This is a genomic window from Rivibacter subsaxonicus (assembly GCF_004217215.1).
Taxonomy (GTDB): Bacteria; Pseudomonadota; Gammaproteobacteria; order Burkholderiales; family Burkholderiaceae_C; genus Rivibacter; species Rivibacter subsaxonicus.
The window spans coordinates 1032328-1050396 of sequence record NZ_SHKP01000004.1; the positions used below are offsets into that span (position 1 = coordinate 1032328).

The 18069-nt window shown below is 68.6% G+C and carries 18 protein-coding genes; 11 read left to right on the forward strand and 7 right to left on the reverse strand.

Annotated elements, in window-relative coordinates:
- The first annotated feature begins 119 nt into the window (after positions 1 to 119).
- Entirely contained in the window at positions 120 to 1301 is a 1182-nt protein-coding gene (gene rsgA / locus EV670_RS04795) for a ribosome small subunit-dependent GTPase A (protein ID WP_130430638.1), read from the forward strand.
- A 20-nt stretch (positions 1302 to 1321) separates the two neighbouring features.
- On the opposite strand, the gene EV670_RS04800 is transcribed toward rsgA, so the two are convergent.
- A complete protein-coding gene (locus EV670_RS04800) occupies positions 1322 to 1993 on the reverse strand; it encodes a DUF502 domain-containing protein (protein ID WP_130430639.1) in 672 nt (223 codons plus the stop codon).
- A 151-nt stretch (positions 1994 to 2144) separates the two neighbouring features.
- Between EV670_RS04800 and EV670_RS04805 the strand changes: the two genes are divergently transcribed.
- The 6 genes from EV670_RS04805 (at position 2145) to EV670_RS04830 (ending at position 6533) form a co-directional block, all read left to right on the forward strand.
- The gene (locus tag EV670_RS04805) at positions 2145 to 2381 is read left to right on the forward strand and encodes a hypothetical protein (protein ID WP_130430640.1); all 237 of its coding nucleotides are present in this window, start codon (positions 2145 to 2147) and stop codon (positions 2379 to 2381) included.
- Between the two features lie 274 nt (positions 2382 to 2655).
- Positions 2656 to 3261 (forward strand): TetR/AcrR family transcriptional regulator, encoded by a 606-nt coding sequence (locus EV670_RS04810; RefSeq protein WP_130430641.1) that lies wholly within the window; start codon positions 2656 to 2658, stop codon positions 3259 to 3261.
- 51 nt (positions 3262 to 3312) lie between these two features.
- A complete protein-coding gene (locus tag EV670_RS04815) occupies positions 3313 to 3780 on the forward strand; it encodes a DUF2147 domain-containing protein (RefSeq protein WP_130430642.1) in 468 nt (155 codons plus the stop codon).
- 9 nt (positions 3781 to 3789) lie between these two features.
- Positions 3790 to 4791, forward strand: coding sequence for an NADP-dependent oxidoreductase (locus EV670_RS04820; RefSeq protein WP_130430643.1), 1002 nt, complete (start codon positions 3790 to 3792; stop codon positions 4789 to 4791).
- A 32-nt stretch (positions 4792 to 4823) separates the two neighbouring features.
- A complete protein-coding gene (locus EV670_RS04825; protein ID WP_130430644.1) occupies positions 4824 to 5528 on the forward strand; it encodes an SDR family oxidoreductase in 705 nt (234 codons plus the stop codon).
- 147 nt (positions 5529 to 5675) lie between these two features.
- Positions 5676 to 6533 (forward strand): alpha/beta fold hydrolase, encoded by an 858-nt coding sequence (locus tag EV670_RS04830; RefSeq protein ID WP_130430645.1) that lies wholly within the window; start codon positions 5676 to 5678, stop codon positions 6531 to 6533.
- Positions 6534 to 6797: 264 nt separating this feature from the next.
- On the opposite strand, the gene EV670_RS04835 is transcribed toward EV670_RS04830, so the two are convergent.
- Both EV670_RS04835 and EV670_RS04840 read right to left on the reverse strand, forming a co-directional pair.
- Positions 6798 to 7781, reverse strand: a complete 984-nt coding sequence (locus EV670_RS04835; RefSeq protein WP_130430939.1) for an aldo/keto reductase — start codon at positions 7779 to 7781, stop codon at positions 6798 to 6800.
- A 197-nt stretch (positions 7782 to 7978) separates the two neighbouring features.
- Positions 7979 to 9073 carry an NADH:flavin oxidoreductase/NADH oxidase gene (locus EV670_RS04840; protein WP_130430646.1) on the reverse strand — a complete coding sequence of 365 codons (1095 nt, stop codon included), beginning with the start codon at positions 9071 to 9073 and terminating at the stop codon, positions 7979 to 7981.
- A 98-nt stretch (positions 9074 to 9171) separates the two neighbouring features.
- On the opposite strand from EV670_RS04840, the gene EV670_RS04845 reads away from it, so the two are divergent.
- Positions 9172 to 10074: a LysR family transcriptional regulator gene (locus EV670_RS04845; protein WP_130430647.1), complete on the forward strand. Its 903-nt coding sequence runs from the start codon at positions 9172 to 9174 to the stop codon at positions 10072 to 10074.
- A 102-nt stretch (positions 10075 to 10176) separates the two neighbouring features.
- On the opposite strand, the gene EV670_RS04850 is transcribed toward EV670_RS04845, so the two are convergent.
- Entirely contained in the window at positions 10177 to 11139 is a 963-nt protein-coding gene (locus EV670_RS04850; protein WP_130430648.1) for a LysR substrate-binding domain-containing protein, read from the reverse strand.
- Between the two features lie 114 nt (positions 11140 to 11253).
- On the opposite strand from EV670_RS04850, the gene EV670_RS04855 reads away from it, so the two are divergent.
- From EV670_RS04855 to EV670_RS04865, 3 genes are read left to right on the forward strand one after another with little or no spacing between them, the layout of a single operon-like run.
- The gene (locus EV670_RS04855) at positions 11254 to 12330 is read left to right on the forward strand and encodes a tartrate dehydrogenase (RefSeq protein WP_130430649.1); all 1077 of its coding nucleotides are present in this window, start codon (positions 11254 to 11256) and stop codon (positions 12328 to 12330) included.
- A gap of 41 nt (positions 12331 to 12371) precedes the next feature.
- On the forward strand, positions 12372 to 13385 hold the full coding sequence (locus EV670_RS04860) for a tripartite tricarboxylate transporter substrate binding protein (protein WP_130430650.1): 1014 nt from the start codon (positions 12372 to 12374) through the stop codon (positions 13383 to 13385).
- A gap of 37 nt (positions 13386 to 13422) precedes the next feature.
- Complete coding sequence (locus tag EV670_RS04865) at positions 13423 to 13713, forward strand: hypothetical protein (RefSeq protein WP_130430651.1); 291 nt, start codon at positions 13423 to 13425, stop codon at positions 13711 to 13713.
- Positions 13714 to 13720: 7 nt separating this feature from the next.
- On the opposite strand, the gene EV670_RS04870 is transcribed toward EV670_RS04865, so the two are convergent.
- From EV670_RS04870 to EV670_RS04880, 3 genes are read right to left on the reverse strand one after another with little or no spacing between them, the layout of a single operon-like run.
- The gene (locus tag EV670_RS04870) at positions 13721 to 14227 is read right to left on the reverse strand and encodes a YybH family protein (protein ID WP_242616837.1); all 507 of its coding nucleotides are present in this window, start codon (positions 14225 to 14227) and stop codon (positions 13721 to 13723) included.
- Positions 14224 to 16083, reverse strand: coding sequence for an ABC transporter ATP-binding protein (locus EV670_RS04875; protein ID WP_130430652.1), 1860 nt, complete (start codon positions 16081 to 16083; stop codon positions 14224 to 14226). The genes EV670_RS04870 and EV670_RS04875 overlap by 4 nt, the downstream gene beginning before the upstream one ends.
- Positions 16070 to 17845, reverse strand: a complete 1776-nt coding sequence (locus EV670_RS04880) for an ABC transporter ATP-binding protein (RefSeq protein WP_130430653.1) — start codon at positions 17843 to 17845, stop codon at positions 16070 to 16072. Before EV670_RS04880 ends, EV670_RS04875 begins: the two co-directional genes overlap by 14 nt.
- Positions 17846 to 18069 lie beyond the last annotated feature (224 nt).

Genomic DNA, 18069 nt, shown 5'->3' on the forward strand with positions numbered 1-18069 from the left:
CCGCCGAGCCACGGACTTCACACCGTGGCGCGCGTCCGCATGGACGCCGCCGATCGCTCCGCCGCGTGTCCCTGCGACGCGTGGCCGGAGTTCAAGCTCTGCGAAGAATCCTCATCATCATGTTCGAACCGAACGACCCCGCGTGCCGAGTGGCACGCAACGCCGATGCGCTGCGTGCCATCGGCTGGCAGCCGGCATTGGCGGCTGCACTCGAAGCCCTCGTCGAAGACGGCGACCACCAGTCACTGGCAGACAGCGGGCAGTTGCTGCGCGTCAGCGCCGTTTTCCGCGACAGCCTGCGCCTGCACGACGGCGAGGCCGAGCTCGATGCCAGACTGCATCCGCGGCTGGCGCGCCAGCTGGCCGAGGCCGGCACCGAGATCGCCACTGGCGACTGGGTGCTGGCCAGCGCCGACGAGCACGACGCGGCCGGCCCGCTGTGGGTCGAGCTGCGCGTGCCGCCGCTGACCCATCTGGTGCGGCGCGACGCCGAGGGCCGGCGCCATGTGCTGGCCAGCAACGTCGATGTCGCGCTGCTGGTGATGGGCCTCGACCTCGACTTCAACCCGCGCCGGCTCGAGCGCTACGTGGCGCTGGTGCTGGCCAGCGGCGTGGAGCCGGTGGTCGTGCTGACCAAGGCCGACCGCGTTGCGCCCGACGAGGCCGCGCGCGCCGCGCTGGTGGGCGACGAGATCGAGGCGCTGCAGCAGCGACTCGGCCCGCACCGCGGCAAGCCGATCTCCATCGTCGCCGTCAACGGCACGCTGCCCTCTGCCGCGGCGACGCTGGCGCCCTGGCTCGGTGCCGGCCGCACGCTGGTGCTGCTTGGCTCCTCGGGCGCCGGCAAGTCGACGCTGACCAACACGCTGCTGCGCGCCGACGGCGGCGCGCCGGTGCAGCGCATTCAGGCCGTGCGCGAGCACGACCATCGCGGCCAGCACACCACCACCACGCGCACGCTGCACCGGTTGCCCGGCGGCGGCTGCGTGATCGACACGCCGGGGCTGCGCGCGCTGCGGCCCGACCTCGACGAGGGGGCGCTGGCGGCCAGCTTTGCCGACATCGAGGCGCTCGCCGCGCAATGCCGCTTTCGCGACTGCAGCCATGCCGACGAGCCGGGCTGCGCGGTGCGCGCGGCGGTGCATCCGGATCGGCTGGCCAACTGGCGCAAGTTGCTGCGCGAGGCGCGGCGCGACACGATGAGCGCGCTCGAACGCCAGCAACTGGTCTCGGTCTGGAAGGCGCGCGGGCGCCAGGCCAAGGTGGCGCTGCGCCTCAAGCGCGGGGAGGGCGAGCGTTGAGGCTCGCCGGCGAACGGGCGCTACTTCGCTGCCGTCGGTGCCTTCGGCAGGTGCTGCGCCGAGGTCACGCCCATCGAGACGTAGAGGCTGGTCAGCGCATCGATGCCGATCTCGGCCGGCACCACCCACGGCTGCGGCACGTAGAGCAGGCCGCCGCCGATCGGCACCGGCGCGGTGGGCACCAGCACCGCAAGATAGGGCTTGTCGCCGAGCAGCAGCGGCTCGGGCGTGGACAGCAGGCCGAGCACCGCGACCCCGCCATCCTTGGCCTCGGGCCCGCCGAAGTGGCACCACACCGGGCTCATCGATTTGAGGCCGTCGTCCGGGCTCTGCGCGAGCAGGTCGACGAAGCGATGACTCATGTCGTAGATGTTGCGCACCAGCGGGATGCGCCGGATCAGCGCCTCGACGCCGCGCCGCAGGCCGCGCTCCAAGCGCGTCTCGACCAGCAGGCCGAGCCCGAAGATCATCACCAGCAGGATCAGCAGGCCCAGGCTGTAGCTCGCCACTTCGGAGCGTGCGAAGGGCGGCGCCAGCCACATCAGCAGGCCGCCGACCAGGCTGCGCGGGCCGAGCCAGTCCTCGATCAGGCGCGCGGTGAAAACGAGGATCGCGATCGTCGCTGCCAGCGGCAGCACGGCGATCAGGCCGGTGAGGAAGGTGCGGACCAGGCGGCCGCCGAACGGGGTCATGTCGATGGGCTCCATCGCGCCACGGCGTGCGCGTCGGGGCGAGTGGACCGGATATGGGGGCCGCCGGTCAAATGCGGCCGGGCAGCAGGCCCGCAGGCCACGGCGCGTGCCTCGACAATTCGGCCTTGACGCCAAATGCTGGAGAACGCGCGTGAAGACCTACGACATCGAAGTGCAGCGCCTGAAGTCGATGAGGCACGACAAAGGCCTGATCGAACTCAACATCGACGCGCTGGTGCTGCCTCGCTCGGCGCGCGACGAGGAGTCCGCCGCCAGCTGCCTGCGCCTGCCTGTCGACCAGGCCCGCTCGCTGCTGATACTGCTGAAGCAGCAGATCGCCGAACTCGACAAGTTGCAGCCGCGCAGCCGGCGGTCGGGGCGGTGTTGAGGAGGGCGGTGGACGAGGGCATCGACGCGGGCGCCAGGGGTTCTCGGTCAGTGACGGGCGTCTATCGCTGAACGGCCGGAAGCGGGCACTTTCAGGCGACTGCATTGCGGCGTACCGCCGTGCAATGGCTTCAACGCGATTGTCCAATCAGGCTCAGGCTGCATTGGGCATCACGCCGCATTGCGGCCGGGCTTGAACAGTTGCGCATGGTTCGCGCTTCCGGCGATCGACCTTGCCGCGAAAACATCGCTGTGCAACTCGCCAACAATGAAGCATGATGAGCATCATGCGAAGTACGAGAACAAGCGCGAGAGCAGCGGCCAAGGACGCCACACACGAGCGCATCCTGTCCGTGGCCGCCCGCGCGATCCGTCGCAGTGGCTACGACGGTACCGGAGTCGCGGACATCATGAAGGAGGCCGGCCTGACGCATGGCGCCTTCTATGCTCACTTCGCGTCACGCGAGGCCATGTTGGCCGAAGCGGCGGGGAGGGCGTGCGCGGAGTCCGCTGCCGCCGCGGCTGACGCCGTGGCCGGCGTGCCGCCCGACATGGCGTTGGCATCCTTGCTTGATGCCTATCTCTCCAGGGAGCACCTTGAGAATGCAGAGAGGGGATGCCCTCTGGTCGCGCTGGGCTCTGAAACATCGCGCCAGACTCCCGAAGTGCGTCGAGTGGCGACCCGGCATATCAAGGAAATGATCGACCTTGTCGCGCGCCAGTTGCCGGACTGGGGGCAGCCCGGCGCCCACCAGCGCGCACTGGTGACTGTCTCCAGCATGGTGGGTGCTGTGTTGCTGGCGCGCGTGGTCGATGACCCGGGCCTGTCGGACGCCCTGCGCGAGGCCGCGCTCAAGCACCTGACCCCCGCCGATCGCTGAATCCACTGATGCACGTGGCCCTTTCGTTCGTCATTACACATTACATGCATCATGCGACACACGGCCAAACGAGCCGCCCGCTCCTTCCGGGCAATCGCCTTGCTCGTTGCACTTGCGGCCCCGCTCGCCTGGGCCGAGGGACCATCGCCCACTGGTCTTTGGAGGAACCTGGACGACGTCAGCGGCATGCCGCGGGCCCTGATCCGCATCACCGAATCGAACGGAATGCTGCAGGGCAGGATCGAGAAGGTGTTCCCGGCCCCGAGCGATGACTCGAATCCGAAGTGCGACAAGTGCGAAGGCACGAACAGGAACGCGCCTGTCGTCGGTCTCGTCATCCTGAGTGGTCTGACCAAGGAAGGCGACGAGTACGTCGGCGGCCAGATCCTCGACCCGGACAACGGCAAGGTCTATCGCAGCAAAGTGCGTCTGACCGACAACGGCAAGACGCTCAGCGTGCGCGGCTACATCGGTGTGCCAACGCTGGGCCGTTCGCAAACCTGGATGCGCCAGGACTAGGGAAGACCCATGAAAGCATTCACTCTCGAGCGCTATGGAAAGAAGCGCGCGCTGCGGTTGGCAGATGTGCCGAGTCCGGAGTTGCGCGACGACGAGGTCCTGGTCGAGGTTCATGCCGCCGGCGTGAACCTGCTGGACTCCAAGATCCGGGACGGCGAGTTCAAGCTCATCCTGCCCTATCGCTTACCCCTCGTCCTGGGCCACGACGTAGCTGGGGTGGTCGTCAAGGTCGGCCCCCGTGTGCGGCAGTTCAAGCCGGGCGATGAGGTCTATGCGCGGGCGGATGATTTCCGGATCGGCACGTTCGCCGAGTTCGTCCCGGTCAAGGAGGCATCGCTTGCGCTCAAGCCCGGAGGCCTGACGATGGAAGAGGCCGCTTCCATCCCCCTGGTGGGCTTGACGGCATGGCAGGCACTCGTCGAGAAGGCCAACCTGAAGCCGGGGCAGAAGACCTTCATTCAGGCCGGCTCCGGCGGCGTGGGCACTTTCGCCATCCAGTTGGCCAAGCATCTGGGCGCAACCGTTGCCACGACGACGAGCACGACCAATGTCGCGCTCGTGAAGAGCCTGGGTGCAGACGTCGTCATCGACTACAAGACGCAGGACTTCGAGGATGTCTTGCGCGACTACGACGTCGTATTGAACAGCCAGGACGGCAAGACGCTCGAAAAGTCTCTTCGGGTGCTCAAGCGTGGCGGGAAGCTCATCTCCATCTCCGGGCCGCCTGACCCCGAGTTCGGCAAGGAAATCGCGGCACCCGGGTTCGTGAAGCTGGTCATCCGGCTGCTGAGCTCAGGCGTCAGGCGCAAGGCCCGAGCCCGAGGCGTCGGCTATTCGTTTCTCTTCATGAAGGCGAACGGCAGCCAACTGCGCGAGATCACCCGGCTCATCGAGGCTGGGGCCATCCGCCCCGTCATAGATCGGGTGTTCCCCTTCGAGTCGACCAACGAAGCCCTCGCCTACGTCGAAGCAGGCCGCGCGAAAGGCAAGGTCGTCGTCAAGCTCAAGTGAGCCAGGTTCCCCATCCATCCTTGGAGATCCCTATGAAGATCGAGAATGCTGTCGTCCTCGTCACGGGTGCCAATCGCGGCATCGGCCTGGCGTTCGCGCGCGAGTTGCTCGCCCGCGGTGCCCGCAAGGTCTACGCCGGCGCACGCGACTCCGCGTCCGTCACGCAAGCCGGTGTTCAGCCTCTGCGACTCGACGTCACCAAGCCGGAAGACGTGGCGGCCGCTGCAGCGCAGGCGTCGGATGTGACGCTCGTGATCAACAACGCCGGCATTGCCCAACCCGGGGGATTCCTTGCGCCAGACAGCGAAGCCGTCGCGCGACGCATCTTCGAGACCAACTTCTTCGCCATGTTGCGCATGAGCAAGGCCTTTGCGCCGATTCTCAAGGCCAACGGCGGTGGTGCTTTGCTCAATGTGTTGTCGGCCGCTTCATGGGTGAACGGCGGAGAACTGGCCGCCTACTCGGCCAGCAAGTCAGCGGCCTGGTCGCTAACCAATGCCCTGCGCGGCGAACTGGCGGCGCAGAAGACCCAGGTGCTGGCACTGCACATGGCCTACGTCGATACCGACCTCACGCGCGGCTTCGATGTGCCGAAGTCCAGCGCTGAGCAGATCGTCAAGCGCGCGCTCGACGGACTCGAATCAGGTCTCGATGAGGTGCTGGCCGATGAACTCACCCTGCAGCTCAAGCGCGGGATGACGGCGGCCAGGCCCAGCTATCTACCGCAGGCTTCCTGAGACCGGACTCGATCGCCTGCCCCGCCCTCCGGCAACGACACGATCTCGAACGGCATCGTTGAACGCTGCGGACAAGCCGACGTTCCACACCCCTGGCCCGAAGGGCGAACCGACTATCCGGTCCTTGCGACCTGAGAGCAGAGCAACATGAACGCATCGCACAGATTGAGCGTCACCTGGAAGGACGTTCCAACGCGGACGATCACCGCAGGTGGCGTGGATTTCGCCTACCGAGAACTCGGGACGGACAACCCCGGCACGCCGGTCGTGTTCCTCATCCACCTGGCTGCCGTTCTGGACAACTGGGACCCTCGAGTCGTCGACGGCTTCGCGGCAAAGCATCGCGTGATCACATTCGACAATCGAGGCGTCGGCGCGTCGAGTGGGTCTCCGGCGACATCGATGGAGGAGATGGCCAAGGACGCCATCACCTTCATCAAGGCCATGGGTCTAGCTCAGGTCGACCTCTTCGGGTTCTCGATGGGTGGAATGATCGCTCAGGAGATCGTGCTGATGGAGCCGCGACTCGTGCGCAAGCTGATCATCACGGGGACGGGCCCCGCTGGCGGCGAAGGCATCAGCAAGGTGGCCCGGGTGACCTACTTCGACATGGTCCGGGGCTGGCTCAGCTTCCAGGATCCGAAGCAGTTTCTGTTCTTCACCAGGACGCCCACCGGAATCCGTGCGGGCAAGGAGTTTCTGCAGCGCCTGAAGGAACGCTCCGGAAACCGCGACAAGGCAATCACCGTGGCCGCGCTGCAGGCCCAGTTGAAGGCGCTGCGCCGATGGGGCGCGAAGAAGCCCGCGGATCTGTCAAGCGTTCACCAACCTGTTCTCGTTGCGAACGGCGACAGCGATCGCATGGTGCCAACAAAGAACACGCACGACTTGGCGCGGCGCCTTCCGAACAGCGAACTCATCATCTATCCCGATTCCGGACACGGCGCGGTGTTCCAGTTCCATGCCGACTTCGTGCCCAAGGCGCTCGCCTTCCTTTCGCGCTAGTCGAAGTGATCTCGCTTTCGCGATGGTGTGCCATCGCGTTCTGGCGCGAACCGAACGACCGCTCTTGCGCGGTGAGCGCTGGGCTCGTGAAGGGCTGCATGGGGTCGGCAGACGATGGTCGAGGTTGTCAACAGCGGTCGTTCGGTCAGTCCCTCCGCCAAGGTCAGCTGCCGGGCTTGACAGCGAACTGACAGTCCCGGCCATAAGGCGACACCGCGCTGGCAGCAGCACAGCGGTCAGTCGAGTCCCCCCAACGGCCACAGATCACACAGATTGATCGACAATGCGCATCTGCTCCGCGTTCATACGTCCGCCATGCACCTTGAGCTTCGCAAACTCAGCATCGAGCGCACGCAGTTCGATCGGCGTGAGTTGAACGGCCACCGCGCCCAGGTTCTCGGCCTGGTGGTCCAGGCGACGCGTCCCTGGGATAGGCACGATCCAAGGCTTTTGCGCCATTAGCCAAGCCAGGGCGACCTGTGCTGGCGAGAGGTTCTTCTTGACGCCGAATTGCCGCAGCACCTCGACGACGGCCCGGTTTGCTGCCAAGTTCTCAGCAGAGAAGCGATCGAACCCCGTTCGAAGATCGGTCTTGGGATCGAGTACCGTCCGCGCATCGACCTTGCCGGTCAGGTATCCCATGCCCACCGGGCCCCAGGGCACGAAGCCGATGCCAAGTTCCTCGCAGGCCTGGAGCACTCCATTGCGCTCCGCGTCGCGCTCCATGAACGAGTATTCGGTCTGCACGGCCGATACCGCCTGCACCGCATGCGCTCGGCGGATGGTCTTGGCGCTCGCCTCGGACAGGCCGAAGTGCAGGACCTTGCCCTGCGCGATGAGGTCCTTGATGGCCCCCGCCACATCCTCGATTGGCACGCTGGGGTCGACCCGGTGCTGGTAGTAGAGATCGATGCGGTCGGTCCTCAAGCGCTTGAGCGACGCCTCGACCACCTGCTTGATATGCGCCGGCCGGCTGTTGAGGCCGCCAGCGTTCAGGTCGAAGCCAAACTTGGTGGCAATCGCCACCTGGTTGCGGAACGGCGCGAGCGCCTCGCCGACCAGGTCCTCGTTGGTGTACGGGCCGTAGACCTCCGCGGTGTCGAAGAAGGTGACGCCCTTCTCGACGGCGGTGCGGATCACCTGGATGCCCTGCTGCCGGTCGGCGGGCGGCCCGTAGTTGGCGCTGATGCTCATGCATCCGGCGCCGATCTCAGAGACCTCGAGCGTGCCGAGTTTTCGTGTGCGCATGGGGGTGCTCCGTTGGGTGTTGGCGTTGGGCTGATCAGGCAATGCGGCCCATGACGAAGAGTTGAGGGCCAGTCCCATGCCGGCGACGGCGGTCCCGACCAGGAGGTCGCGGCGGCTGAGGGGGCGGTGGATCGCTGGCGCCGGTCCGGCGCTTGTGCTGTGCTTGTCCATCGAGATGTCCTTGGGTTCAGGGTGGTTCATGCTCCGCTCCAGCCTTGCAGCCAGAACGCGTAGGGGGTGGGCAGCACCGAGGCTGGCCGGTCGATCGCCAGCTCGCGGGCCGCGGCATACGGCCAGTGCGGATTGGCCAGCAGCGGCCGGGCCAGCATCACCAGGTCGACCTGGCGGTCACGCACGAAGCTGTCCGCCTGGCGGGCATCGGTGATCAACCAGCTGGTCGTGACGGCCAGCCCAGTCTCGGCGCGAATTCGCGCCGCCAGTGGCACGAGCATGTTTGGCGACCACGGCACGGCGCCAGGGGTCGAGAAGCCGATGCCGACGTCGACCAGGTCCACGCCTTCGGCCTTGAGCCACTTCAACACCTGGATAGCCTCGGCCAGCGTCTCGTCGTCGCGGCCGTCGAACTCGACCACGCCCAAGCGCATCGTCAGCGGCAAGGCCGTCGGCCACACACGCCGCACCGCGGCGACCGTCTCGACGAGGAAGCGCGCTCGGTTGACGAGCGAACCGCCGTAGGCGTCGTCGCGCTGGTTCGAGTGTGTCGACAGGAAGTTCTGCGCCAGGAAGCCGTGCGCGAAGTGCAACTCGAGCCACTGGAAGCCGGCCTGCGCAGCGCGCTGGGCTGCCGCGGCGAAGTCCTGCTGAACCCGCCGAATCTCCGCGATCGTCATGGCCCTGGGCACATGCGGTTGCTCCGGCATGAACGGCAATGCGGACGGCGCAATGGGCTCCCAAGCCTTGGCGTGATCGGCTGGCAGCGGTGCGCCACCCTCCCACGGCGGCAGGCAGCCGGCCTTGCGACCGGCGTGGCCGAGCTGGATGCCAGGGACGGCCCCCGCCTTCGAGATCGCGCCCACGATCGACGCCAGCCCGGGCAGATGCTCGTCGCTCCACAGGCCGAGGTCGCCCGGAGTAATGCGCCCCTCGGGCGACACGGCGGTGGCCTCGACGACGACGAGCCCCGCACCGCCGCGCGCCAGCGCCGTGTAGTGCGGCAGGTGCCAGTCGGAGACGAGCCCTGCACTGGCCATGTACTGGCACATCGGCGACGCGGCGATGCGGTTGCGCAGGGTCACGCCCTTGAGCGTGTATGGGTCGAACAGGTTGGGCACGATGCAGATTCCCTTCTCGTTAATCGTCACTTTAGGGAGAGCGACTGAGAAGAAAAATGGCCTAACTCTGAAGACCATATGAAGGTATTCTTCAAAGCATGCGGCTCAATCAGCTCGACGGACTGCTCGCTTTCTGGAAGGTGGCGCAGCACCGCGGCTTCTCTGCCGCCGCTGCGGCGCTGGAGGTCTCGCCCTCGGCGCTGAGCCAGGCGATCCGCACGCTGGAGGCCCGGCTCGGCGTTCGGTTGCTGAATCGGACGACGCGCAGCGTCAGCCTGACCGAGGCCGGCGAGGCGTATCTGTCGCGGATCGGCCCGGCGCTGGGCGACGTGCTGGAAGCCGGGGAACAGCTGCATGCGCTCCAGGGTCGGCCGTCGGGTGTGCTGCGCATCAACGCCGCCCGCATCTCCGTGGCCATGGTGCTGCAGCCCCTGCTGGCCGGCTTCCTGAAGGCCCACCCGGACGTTCAAGTCGAGCTGAGCAATGACGAGGGTTATGTCGACATCGTCGAGCGGGGGTTCGACGCCGGCGTTCGGCTGGGCGAGAGCGTCCAGAAGGACATGGTCGCCGTCCCGCTCGGTGGCCCGGTGTCGGTGGCCATCGTCGGCTCACCGGACTATTTCAGACGCCATCCGGCGCCGCAGCACCCGTCCGACCTGGTTCATCACCGCTGCGTGCGATTTCGGTTCACAGGCAGCGGGGCCATCCACAAGTGGGAGCTGAAGGTCGACGATCGGATTGTCGACTACGAGATCGCCGGCAGTCTGACGATCAGCGATTCGCTGTTCTCTGCGGAGGCTGCTCTGGACGGAATCGGGCTGGCGTACACCTTCGAGCCGCTCGCGCGCCCGCACCTGCGAAGCAAGCGTCTGAAGCAGGTGTTGGCCGAGTTCTCGCCGACCTTCCCCGGCTTCTACCTGTACTACCCCAGCCGGCGGCAGCAGCCGTCAAAGCTGAAGGCTTTCGTGGACTACGCGCTCGCCAACGCTCGCGAATCCTAGGACGCCCACACGGGTCGTGTGCGATGGGGCCCACGCGCAGTGATGTCCGCTTCCCCGGGACGTGTCGGGCTGCTGTGGGTCGGAACCCGTCACCGAATCAACTCAACCCTTCGCCGCTGAACCCGTCGCCGCCTCGGCGCGTTGCCGCTCCGACCGCCGCGTCCCGAAGGATTCGGCGATGAACTCCACGAAGGCGCGCACGCGCGTCGACAGCTGCAGGCGCTGCGGGTAGACGGCGTAGACATCGGCCTCGGGCGTGTCCCACTGCGGCAGCACCGGCACCAGGCGGCCGCTGTGCAGGTGGCGGGCAACGTCCCATTCGGCGCGCATCACGATGCCGTGGCCCTCGAGTGCCCAGTTGACGGCGATCTCGCCGTCGTTGGTCGCGAGGTTGCCGCGCGTCTTCACGGTCTCGGATCGCTGGCGCGCGCCGCGGCCGCTCGACAGCCGCCAGGTGCCGTAGGCCTCGTCGCCCTGGCGGATGCCGATGCAGTTGTGGCGCACCAGCTCCTGCGGCGTCCTCGGGCTTCCGTTGCGCTCGAGGTAGGCCGGCGCCGCGCACAGCAGGCGGCGGTTGTCGGCCAGCTTGCGCGCGATCACGCGCGCGTCGGGCGGCGGGCCGAAGCGGATGCAGACGTCGAAGGCCTCGTCGGTCAGCGGCGGCGGGTTGACCGACAGCTGGAGCTGGACTTCGACCTCCGGATGCCGCCGCACGAAGCGCGAGATGACGGGCGCCACGTGGCTGCGCCCGAAGCCGAGCGTCGCATTGACGCGCAGCAGCCCCTTCGGCAGCTGCTTCGATCGCACCAGCAGCTGGTCGAGCTCCTCGATGTCGCCGAGGATGCGCCGCGCGCGCTCGACGACCGCGTCGCCCTCGGGCGTGAGGCTCAGGCGCCGCGTGCTGCGGTTGACCAGCGCCACGCCGGTGCGGGCCTCGATCGTCGCCAGCCGCTTGCTGACGCCCGCCTTCGAGACCCCGAGTTCGCGCGCCGCGGCGCTGAGGCTGCCGTTGGCCGCCAGCGTGACCAGAAAGCCCAGGTCTGCGGGCTGGATGCCGGGTCCCATCGCGTCTCCATCGTCAACTTGAGGTTGACGATGCTTTCACTTTAGCGCTCATCCGGCCAGGGTGGCGGCACCTAGAGTCATCTCCAGCGCAACTCTCTTGAACACGGACTCGCCATGAAGACCTATCGCATCGCCACCATTCCCGGAGACGGCATCGGCAAGGAGGTCGTGCCCGCCGGCCAGAAGGTGCTGGAGGCCCTGGCGGCCGCCGACGGCAGCTTCGGCTTCGAGTTCGAGGACTTCGGCTGGGGCGGCGACTGGTACCGCGCGCACGGCGAGATGATGCCGGCCGACGGGCTCGACGCGCTGCGCGGCAAGGACGCGATCCTGTTCGGCTCGGCCGGCGACCCGCACATCCCCGACCACGTCACGCTGTGGGGCCTGCGGCTGAAGATCTGCCAGGGCTTCGACCAGTACGCCAACGTGCGGCCGACGCGCATCCTGCCCGGCATCGACGCGCCGCTGAAGCGCTGCCAGCCGGCGGACCTCGACTGGGTGATCGTGCGCGAGAACTCCGAGGGCGAGTACTCCGGCGTCGGCGGGCGCGTGCACCAGGGTCATCCGATCGAGGCGGCGACCGATGTCTCGATCATGACCCGCGTCGGCGTCGAGCGCGTGCTGCGCTACGCCTTCGAGCTGGCGCGCACGCGACCGCGCAAGCTGCTGACGGTGGTCACCAAGAGCAACGCACAGCGCCACGCGATGGTGATGTGGGACCAGATCGCGGCCGAGGTGGCGAGCGAGTTCCCGGACGTGCGCTGGGACAAGGAGCTGGTCGACGCGATGACCGCGCGCATGGTCAACCGGCCTGCGAGCCTGGACACCATCGTCGCGACCAACCTGCACGCCGACATCCTCAGCGACCTGGCCGCGGCGCTGGCCGGCAGCCTGGGCATCGCGCCCACCGGCAACATCGATCCCGAGCGCCGCTATCCCAGCATGTTCGAGCCGATCCACGGCTCGGCCTTCGACATCATGGGCAAGGGCCTGGCCAATCCGGTGGGCACCTTCTGGTCCTGCGTGATGCTGCTCGAACACCTGGGCGAGCGCGGCGCCGCGCAGCGGCTGATGCAGGCCATCGAGACCGTCACCGCCACGCCCGCGCTGCACACGCGCGACCTGGGCGGCAAGGCGAACACCGTCGACGTGACCCAGGCCGTGTGCCGCCAGCTCGCGGCTGCCGCGCGCTGAGGCGCGCCGGGACCTCATTCAAACGACAGGAGACAAAGACCATGGCCCGTTCTACCGGCAAGGCTTGCCATCGCCCGCATCCCTTCACGCGCCGCGCGCTGCTCGCGGCCGGCGCCGCTATCGCGCTGACCGCTGTTGCGGGCGCAACGCGGGCCGAGAGCTGGCCCAGCAAGCCGGTCACGCTGGTCGTGCCGTTCCCGGCCGGCGGCACCACCGACGTGCTGGCCCGCGCGCTCGCGGAGAAGCTGACGCTCAGCCTTGGCCAGACCGTGATCGTCGAGAGCAAGCCAGGCGCCGGCGCGACGCTGGGCGCCGACTTCGTCGCCAGGGCCCGGCCCGACGGCTACACGCTGCTGGTGGGCGCGGTGCACCACACGATCGCCAGCAGCGTCTACAAGAAGCTGCCCTACGACTTCCAGAAGGACTTCGCGCCGCTGACAACGATCGCGATGGTGCCGAACGTGCTGGTCGTCAACGCCAGTTCATCGGCGAAGTCGGTGGCCGAGCTCGTGACGCTGGCCAAGTCGGCCAAGCCGGAGCTGAGCTACGGCTCCAACGGCAACGGCACGGCCCAGCACCTGATCGGCACCCAGTTCGAGAACCTCACCGGCACGAACCTGCTGCACATCCCCTACAAGGGCAGCGGCCCGCTGACGACCGACCTGCTGGGCGGCCAGGTCACGATGTCCTTCGACACCATCACGCCGGTGCTGCAGCACATCAAGGCCGGCAAGCTGCGCGCGCTGGCGGTCACCACCGCCAAGCGGTCGAGCTCGCTGCCCGAGGTGCCCTCGCTGGCCGAGGCGGGGCTGAAGGACTTCGACATCGGCACCTGGTTCGGCGTGCTGGCGCCGGCGGCCACGCCCAAGGACATCGTGGCCCGGCTGTCGACCGAGATGATCAAGATCATCCAGTCGCCCGACTTCAGGAAGCGCATGGAGGAGATCGGCGCCGAGCCGATCGGCAACACGCCCGAGCAGATGGCGCAGCAGATCAAGGGCGAGACCGAGAAATTCGCCAGGCTGGTCAAGCAGGCCAACGTCACCATCGAGTGAGGCCCCCGGCGCGCGCCGGCGGTGGCACCATGTGGGCATGAACCAAGGCTTCGGAAGCGAGTCGCCGCGTGCGCATGCCCAGACCGAGCATCGCAAGCCGGCGCGTTACCTGGTCGTGATCGACTCCGGAGGGGTTGCCATCGCGCGCCTCTTTCTGGACACGCGCGAGCAGGTGGCCGAGTTCGATGCCGCGACCGAGGAAGCCGCGCAGATGACGGCAGGACTGGTGCCCGCCAGGGGCGCCGGTGGCGCCGAGTGGGATCGCGCGCTCGAGGGCCACAGCGCCGCCGAGCGCGGCGCCGCCGAGGTCTACACGCTAGCCGTCTAGGCGCGCATCAGCGCCGGTCGCCGCAGTTGCAGCCCTTGTCGAACACGACGCGCCACTTGGCGGCGCCTTCCTTGCGCCAGATCGAGGTGAAGGTCGCAATCTGGCGGCCGTTCGGGTCGTAGACCGGGCCGGTGGAGATCGCCAGCGTGCCGGACTCGAGCACCTCGACCTTTTCCGGCGACCACGAGAACGGCGCCTTCGGCCCCTCGAACCAGCGCTGCCAGTGGGCCGCCACCGCGGCCCTGCCGCGCAGCGCCTCGGCGCCCGGCGGGCCGGAGAAGAACACCGCCTCCTCCGACAGGAAGCTCTGGAAGCCCGCGAAGTCGCGTTCGGCCATCGTGCTCGCGAAGTCGCTCTCGTGCGAGCGCACCTGGCGCTCGGCGACCGCGAGGTCCTCGGTGCGGGCGTACTTCTTGTCGACCGCGTCGACGGTGGCGCAACCGGTGATGGCCAGCATCGCCAGCGCGGCGCTGGCCGCGAGCCAGGCGCGGCGCAGTGGGAACAAGCGGTTCATGTGGCGTCCTCCTCGTTGATCTCTTCGTCTTCTTCCAGCCGCTGCAGCTCGTAGAGCCGGCGGTAGATGCCGCCCTCGATCTGCATCAGCGCATCATGCGGGCCGAGCTCGGCGATGCGGCCGTGATTCATCACGACGATGCGGTCGGCGTCGCGGATCGTCGACAGCCGGTGCGCGATCGCGATCGTCGTCACGCGCCCGCGCAGCGCGTCGAGCGCAAGCTGCACCTCGCGCTCGGTGGCGCTGTCGATGTGACTGGTGGCCTCGTCGAGCAGCAATATCTTGGGTGCGCCGGCCAGCGCGCGCGCGATCGCGATCAGCTGCTTCTGGCCGACCGAGAGCCGGGCGCCGCCCTCGCCGAGCGGGGTGTCGTAGCCCTGCTCGAGCGCGGCGATGAAGTCGTGCGCGCGCGCCGCCTCGGCCGCGGCGCGCACCTGCGCGTCGCTCAGCGCGCGGCCCATCGCGATGTTCTCGCGCGCACTGGCCGCCAGCAGGAAGGGCTCCTGCGGCACCAGGCCGAGCGCGGCGCGGAAGGCCTCTTCGCCGAGCGCCTCGACCGGCAGTCCGTCGACGCACAGCGCACCGGCCGGCGCCGGATAGAAGCGCAACAACAGCGACAGCAGCGTGCTCTTGCCGCTGCCGGTGTGGCCGACCACGCCGATGAACTCGCCCGGCTCGATCTCGAGCTTCAGGTGATGCAGCACCGGCCGCCCCGGCAGGTAGGCAAAGCTCAGGTCGCGCACCGAGACCGCGCCGCGCGAGACCTCGGCCGTGCTGGCCGGCTGGGCCGCCTCGGCCTCGCGCAGCAGCACGTTGACGCGCGCCGCCGACACCACCGCCTGCTGCAGTTGCGAGAACTGCATCGTGATCTGGATCAGCGGGTCGACCACCCGGCTCACGTAGCTGATGAAGGCATAGAGCACGCCGATCTCGACCGCACTCAGGCCGCCGCCGGCGGTGGCCTCGAACTGGCGCAGCCCGAACAGCCCGATCACCGACGCCAGCAGCGCGACGTTGAGCAGGTCGAGCGCCGGTCGCAGCAGCCAGGCATTGGCGCGCAGCTCGATGCGGCGCGAGGCGTAGTGCGCCTCGTTGACGCCGGTGTAGCGCTGCGCGAAGCGGGGTGCGGCGTTGTCGGCCTGCAGCACCGCCATGCCGGCGATGCTCTCGGCCATCTGCGCGTTGAGCTCGCTGCGCAGCTCGCGCGAGCGCGCCACCGCCGGCGCCGACAGCCGCTGGTAGAGCCAGACGATCGCCACCACCGCCGGCAGCAGCACCGCGACGATGCTCATCAGCTTGAGATCGAGCCAGGCCATCGCCAGCAGCAGGCCAAGCAGCAGGATCAGGCTGTCGAGCATCACGAACAGCACCTGCACGTAGAGCTGCTGCACCGCCTCGGTGTCGTTGGTGACGCGGCTCACCAGCTGGCCGGTGATCGCACGGTCGAAATAGGCCATCGGCAGCCGCAGCACATGGCCGTAGACCTGCTCGCGCAGCCGCCGCACCGAACGCATCGCCAGCCCGGCCAGCCGCACCAGCTGGCCGTAGCGGATCAGCGACGCGAGGCAGCCGGCCAGCAGCGCGCCGAGCAGCAGGCCGCCGATCTGCAGCAGCTCCGGATCGCCGCGACCCGCCTGTGGCAGCAGGTGGCGATCGATCAGCAGCTTGCCGAGCACCGGGCCGAGCGCCTCGAGCCCGGCCGCGATGGCCAGGCCGAAGGCGCCGATGCGCAACTGGCCGATGTCGGGCCGGGCCGCGCTCCACAGCAGCGCGAAGGCGTCGCGCCGGGCCTGGGCCGGCGCGGGTGGGGGCGCGGTCGCCGCCTCGACCGGGTTGGCGAGCTCAGGCGACGACATCGTCTTCCTCCGCCGTCGGCTCCTCGGCCTCGAGCTGCTGCTCGAGCTGCTGGTACTGCCATTGAGCGGCGTACCAGCCGCCGCGCGCCAGCAACTCGGCATGGCTGCCGGACTCGACCACGTGGCCATGCTGCAGCACCAGCGTGTGGTCGGCGTCCATCACCGTGCTGAGTCGGTGGCTGGCGATGATCACGCTGCGACCGACGCGCTGTTCGCGCAGGTGGGCCAGGATGCGCGACTCGGTGAGGGTGTCGACCGCCGACAGCGCGTCGTCGAGCAGCAGCAGCGGCCGGTCGGCCAGCAGCGCGCGCGCGATCGCCACCCGCTGGCGCTGCCCACCCGAGAGCGTGACGCCGCGCTCGCCGACCGGCGTGTCGTAGCCCTGCGGCAGGCGCTCGATGTCCTCGTGCAGCGAGGCCATGCGCGCGGCGCGCACCACCTCCTCGCGCGTCGCATCGGGCTTGGCCAGCGCGATGTTCTGCGCCACCGTCGCCGAGAACAGGAAGGCCTCCTGCGCCACCCAGGCCACCTGCTCGCGCAGGGCCTGCAGCGAGAGCTGGTTCAGTGGCGTCGCGCCCCAGTGCAGCGTGCCCGATTGCGGATCCCACTGGCGCAGCAGCAGCTTGAGCACGCTGCTTTTTCCCGCGCCGGTCGGGCCGACCAACCCCAGCGTGTGGCCGGCCGGCAGCAGCAGCGAGACGCCGTCGAGCGCGGGCCTGGCCTGGCCGGGGTAGGCGAAGCGCACCTGCTCGAGCCGGATCGGCGCCTGTGGCGCGGGCGTTTCCGTGCCCTCGTCGACCAGCGTCAGCGGCGCATCGAGCACCGGCTGCAGCCGGCCCCAGGCGGCGCGGCCGCGCTCGATCAGGCTCAGCACCCAGCCGGCGGCAAACATCGGCCAGATCAGCTGGCCGAGGTAGAGGTTGAAGCTGGTCAGCTCGCCGATCGTCAGCTCGCCGTGCCAGACCCGCCAGCCGCCGTAGCCCAGCGTCAGCACCACGGCAAAGGTCAGCGAGACGCCGACCGCCGGCTCGTAGGTCGCTTCCCAGCGTTGCGCGCGCTCGCTGGCGCGGGCGGCGTCGGCGGCGAGTTCGGCAAAGCGGGCCGAGGAGCGCTGCTCGAGGCCGAGCGCGCGCAGCGTGCGCACGCCCGACAGCGTTTCCTGCACATGGTCGTTGAGGTGCGAGAAGGCGTTGAGCGCGTCGCGCGAGGCGTCGTGCAGGTGGCGCGAGATCCACCAGAAGGCCAGCGCCATCGGCGGGAAGGGCAGCAGTGCCACCAGCGCCAGTTTCGGGTCGACCACGATCGCCATCGCTGCCACCACCAGCACCAGGGTCATGGTGCCGTCGAAGCCGGCCAGCATCGCCTCGCCGGCGGCGAGTTCGATGGCGTCGATGTCGTTGGTCGCGTTGGCCATCAGGTCGCCGGTGCGGCGCTGCTGGAAGAACGGCGGGCCCTGCAGCGTCAGCCGCTGGTAGAGCCGCGCGCGCAGTTCGACGCCGAGCCGGTAGGCCGCGGCGTAGAGCTTGAGCCGCCAGCCGACCCGCAGGAAGTAGATCGCCAGGCCCGCGCCGACCAGCTTGGCGAGTTCGAGCGCCAGCGTCTGCGGCGTCAGCCGGTTGGCGACCAGGCCGTCGACCAGCAGGCCGACCTGGCGCGGCAGCCACACGGTCAGCAGGGCCACGCCGAACAGCATCAGCGCGGAGGCGGCGTAGGCCGCCCAGTGGCTGCGCACGAAACGGGAAATCAGGCCGGCAAGCGTCATGCAGCGGTCACAAACGGGCGCCGCTGCGGGTCGCAGCGGCGTCTCTTCGAAAGGGGTGGCGGCAGTGTAGGGCGCCGCCGCGAGGGTCGTTCGTTCCGGGCTGGCTGCAGTTCAGACCGCGCAGGGGGCGCTTCGTCGCAAACCGCAGGCGCCTTGCGCAGGCCGCGCCGATAGTTCAGCCATCGAACAACGACAGCCTTCAACAACAGACCTCCCAGGAGCAC

Bases quoted from the DNA above. Each gene is read 5' to 3' on its own strand.
- rsgA (WP_130430638.1), top strand. From the start codon at position 120: ATGTTCGAACCGAACGACCCCGCGTGCCGAGTGGCACGCAACGCCGAT.
- EV670_RS04800 (WP_130430639.1), bottom strand. From the start codon at position 1,993: ATGACCCCGTTCGGCGGCCGCCTGGTCCGCACCTTCCTCACCGGCCTG.
- EV670_RS04810 (WP_130430641.1), top strand. From the start codon at position 2,656: ATGATGAGCATCATGCGAAGTACGAGAACAAGCGCGAGAGCAGCGGCC.
- EV670_RS04815 (WP_130430642.1), top strand. From the start codon at position 3,313: ATGCGACACACGGCCAAACGAGCCGCCCGCTCCTTCCGGGCAATCGCC.
- EV670_RS04820 (WP_130430643.1), top strand. From the start codon at position 3,790: ATGAAAGCATTCACTCTCGAGCGCTATGGAAAGAAGCGCGCGCTGCGG.
- EV670_RS04825 (WP_130430644.1), top strand. From the start codon at position 4,824: ATGAAGATCGAGAATGCTGTCGTCCTCGTCACGGGTGCCAATCGCGGC.
- EV670_RS04830 (WP_130430645.1), top strand. From the start codon at position 5,676: ATGAACGCATCGCACAGATTGAGCGTCACCTGGAAGGACGTTCCAACG.
- EV670_RS04835 (WP_130430939.1), bottom strand. From the start codon at position 7,781: ATGCGCACACGAAAACTCGGCACGCTCGAGGTCTCTGAGATCGGCGCC.
- EV670_RS04845 (WP_130430647.1), top strand. From the start codon at position 9,172: ATGCGGCTCAATCAGCTCGACGGACTGCTCGCTTTCTGGAAGGTGGCG.
- EV670_RS04850 (WP_130430648.1), bottom strand. From the start codon at position 11,139: ATGGGACCCGGCATCCAGCCCGCAGACCTGGGCTTTCTGGTCACGCTG.
- EV670_RS04855 (WP_130430649.1), top strand. From the start codon at position 11,254: ATGAAGACCTATCGCATCGCCACCATTCCCGGAGACGGCATCGGCAAG.
- EV670_RS04860 (WP_130430650.1), top strand. From the start codon at position 12,372: ATGGCCCGTTCTACCGGCAAGGCTTGCCATCGCCCGCATCCCTTCACG.
- EV670_RS04865 (WP_130430651.1), top strand. From the start codon at position 13,423: ATGAACCAAGGCTTCGGAAGCGAGTCGCCGCGTGCGCATGCCCAGACC.
- EV670_RS04870 (WP_242616837.1), bottom strand. From the start codon at position 14,227: ATGAACCGCTTGTTCCCACTGCGCCGCGCCTGGCTCGCGGCCAGCGCC.
- EV670_RS04875 (WP_130430652.1), bottom strand. From the start codon at position 16,083: ATGTCGTCGCCTGAGCTCGCCAACCCGGTCGAGGCGGCGACCGCGCCC.
- EV670_RS04880 (WP_130430653.1), bottom strand. From the start codon at position 17,845: ATGACGCTTGCCGGCCTGATTTCCCGTTTCGTGCGCAGCCACTGGGCG.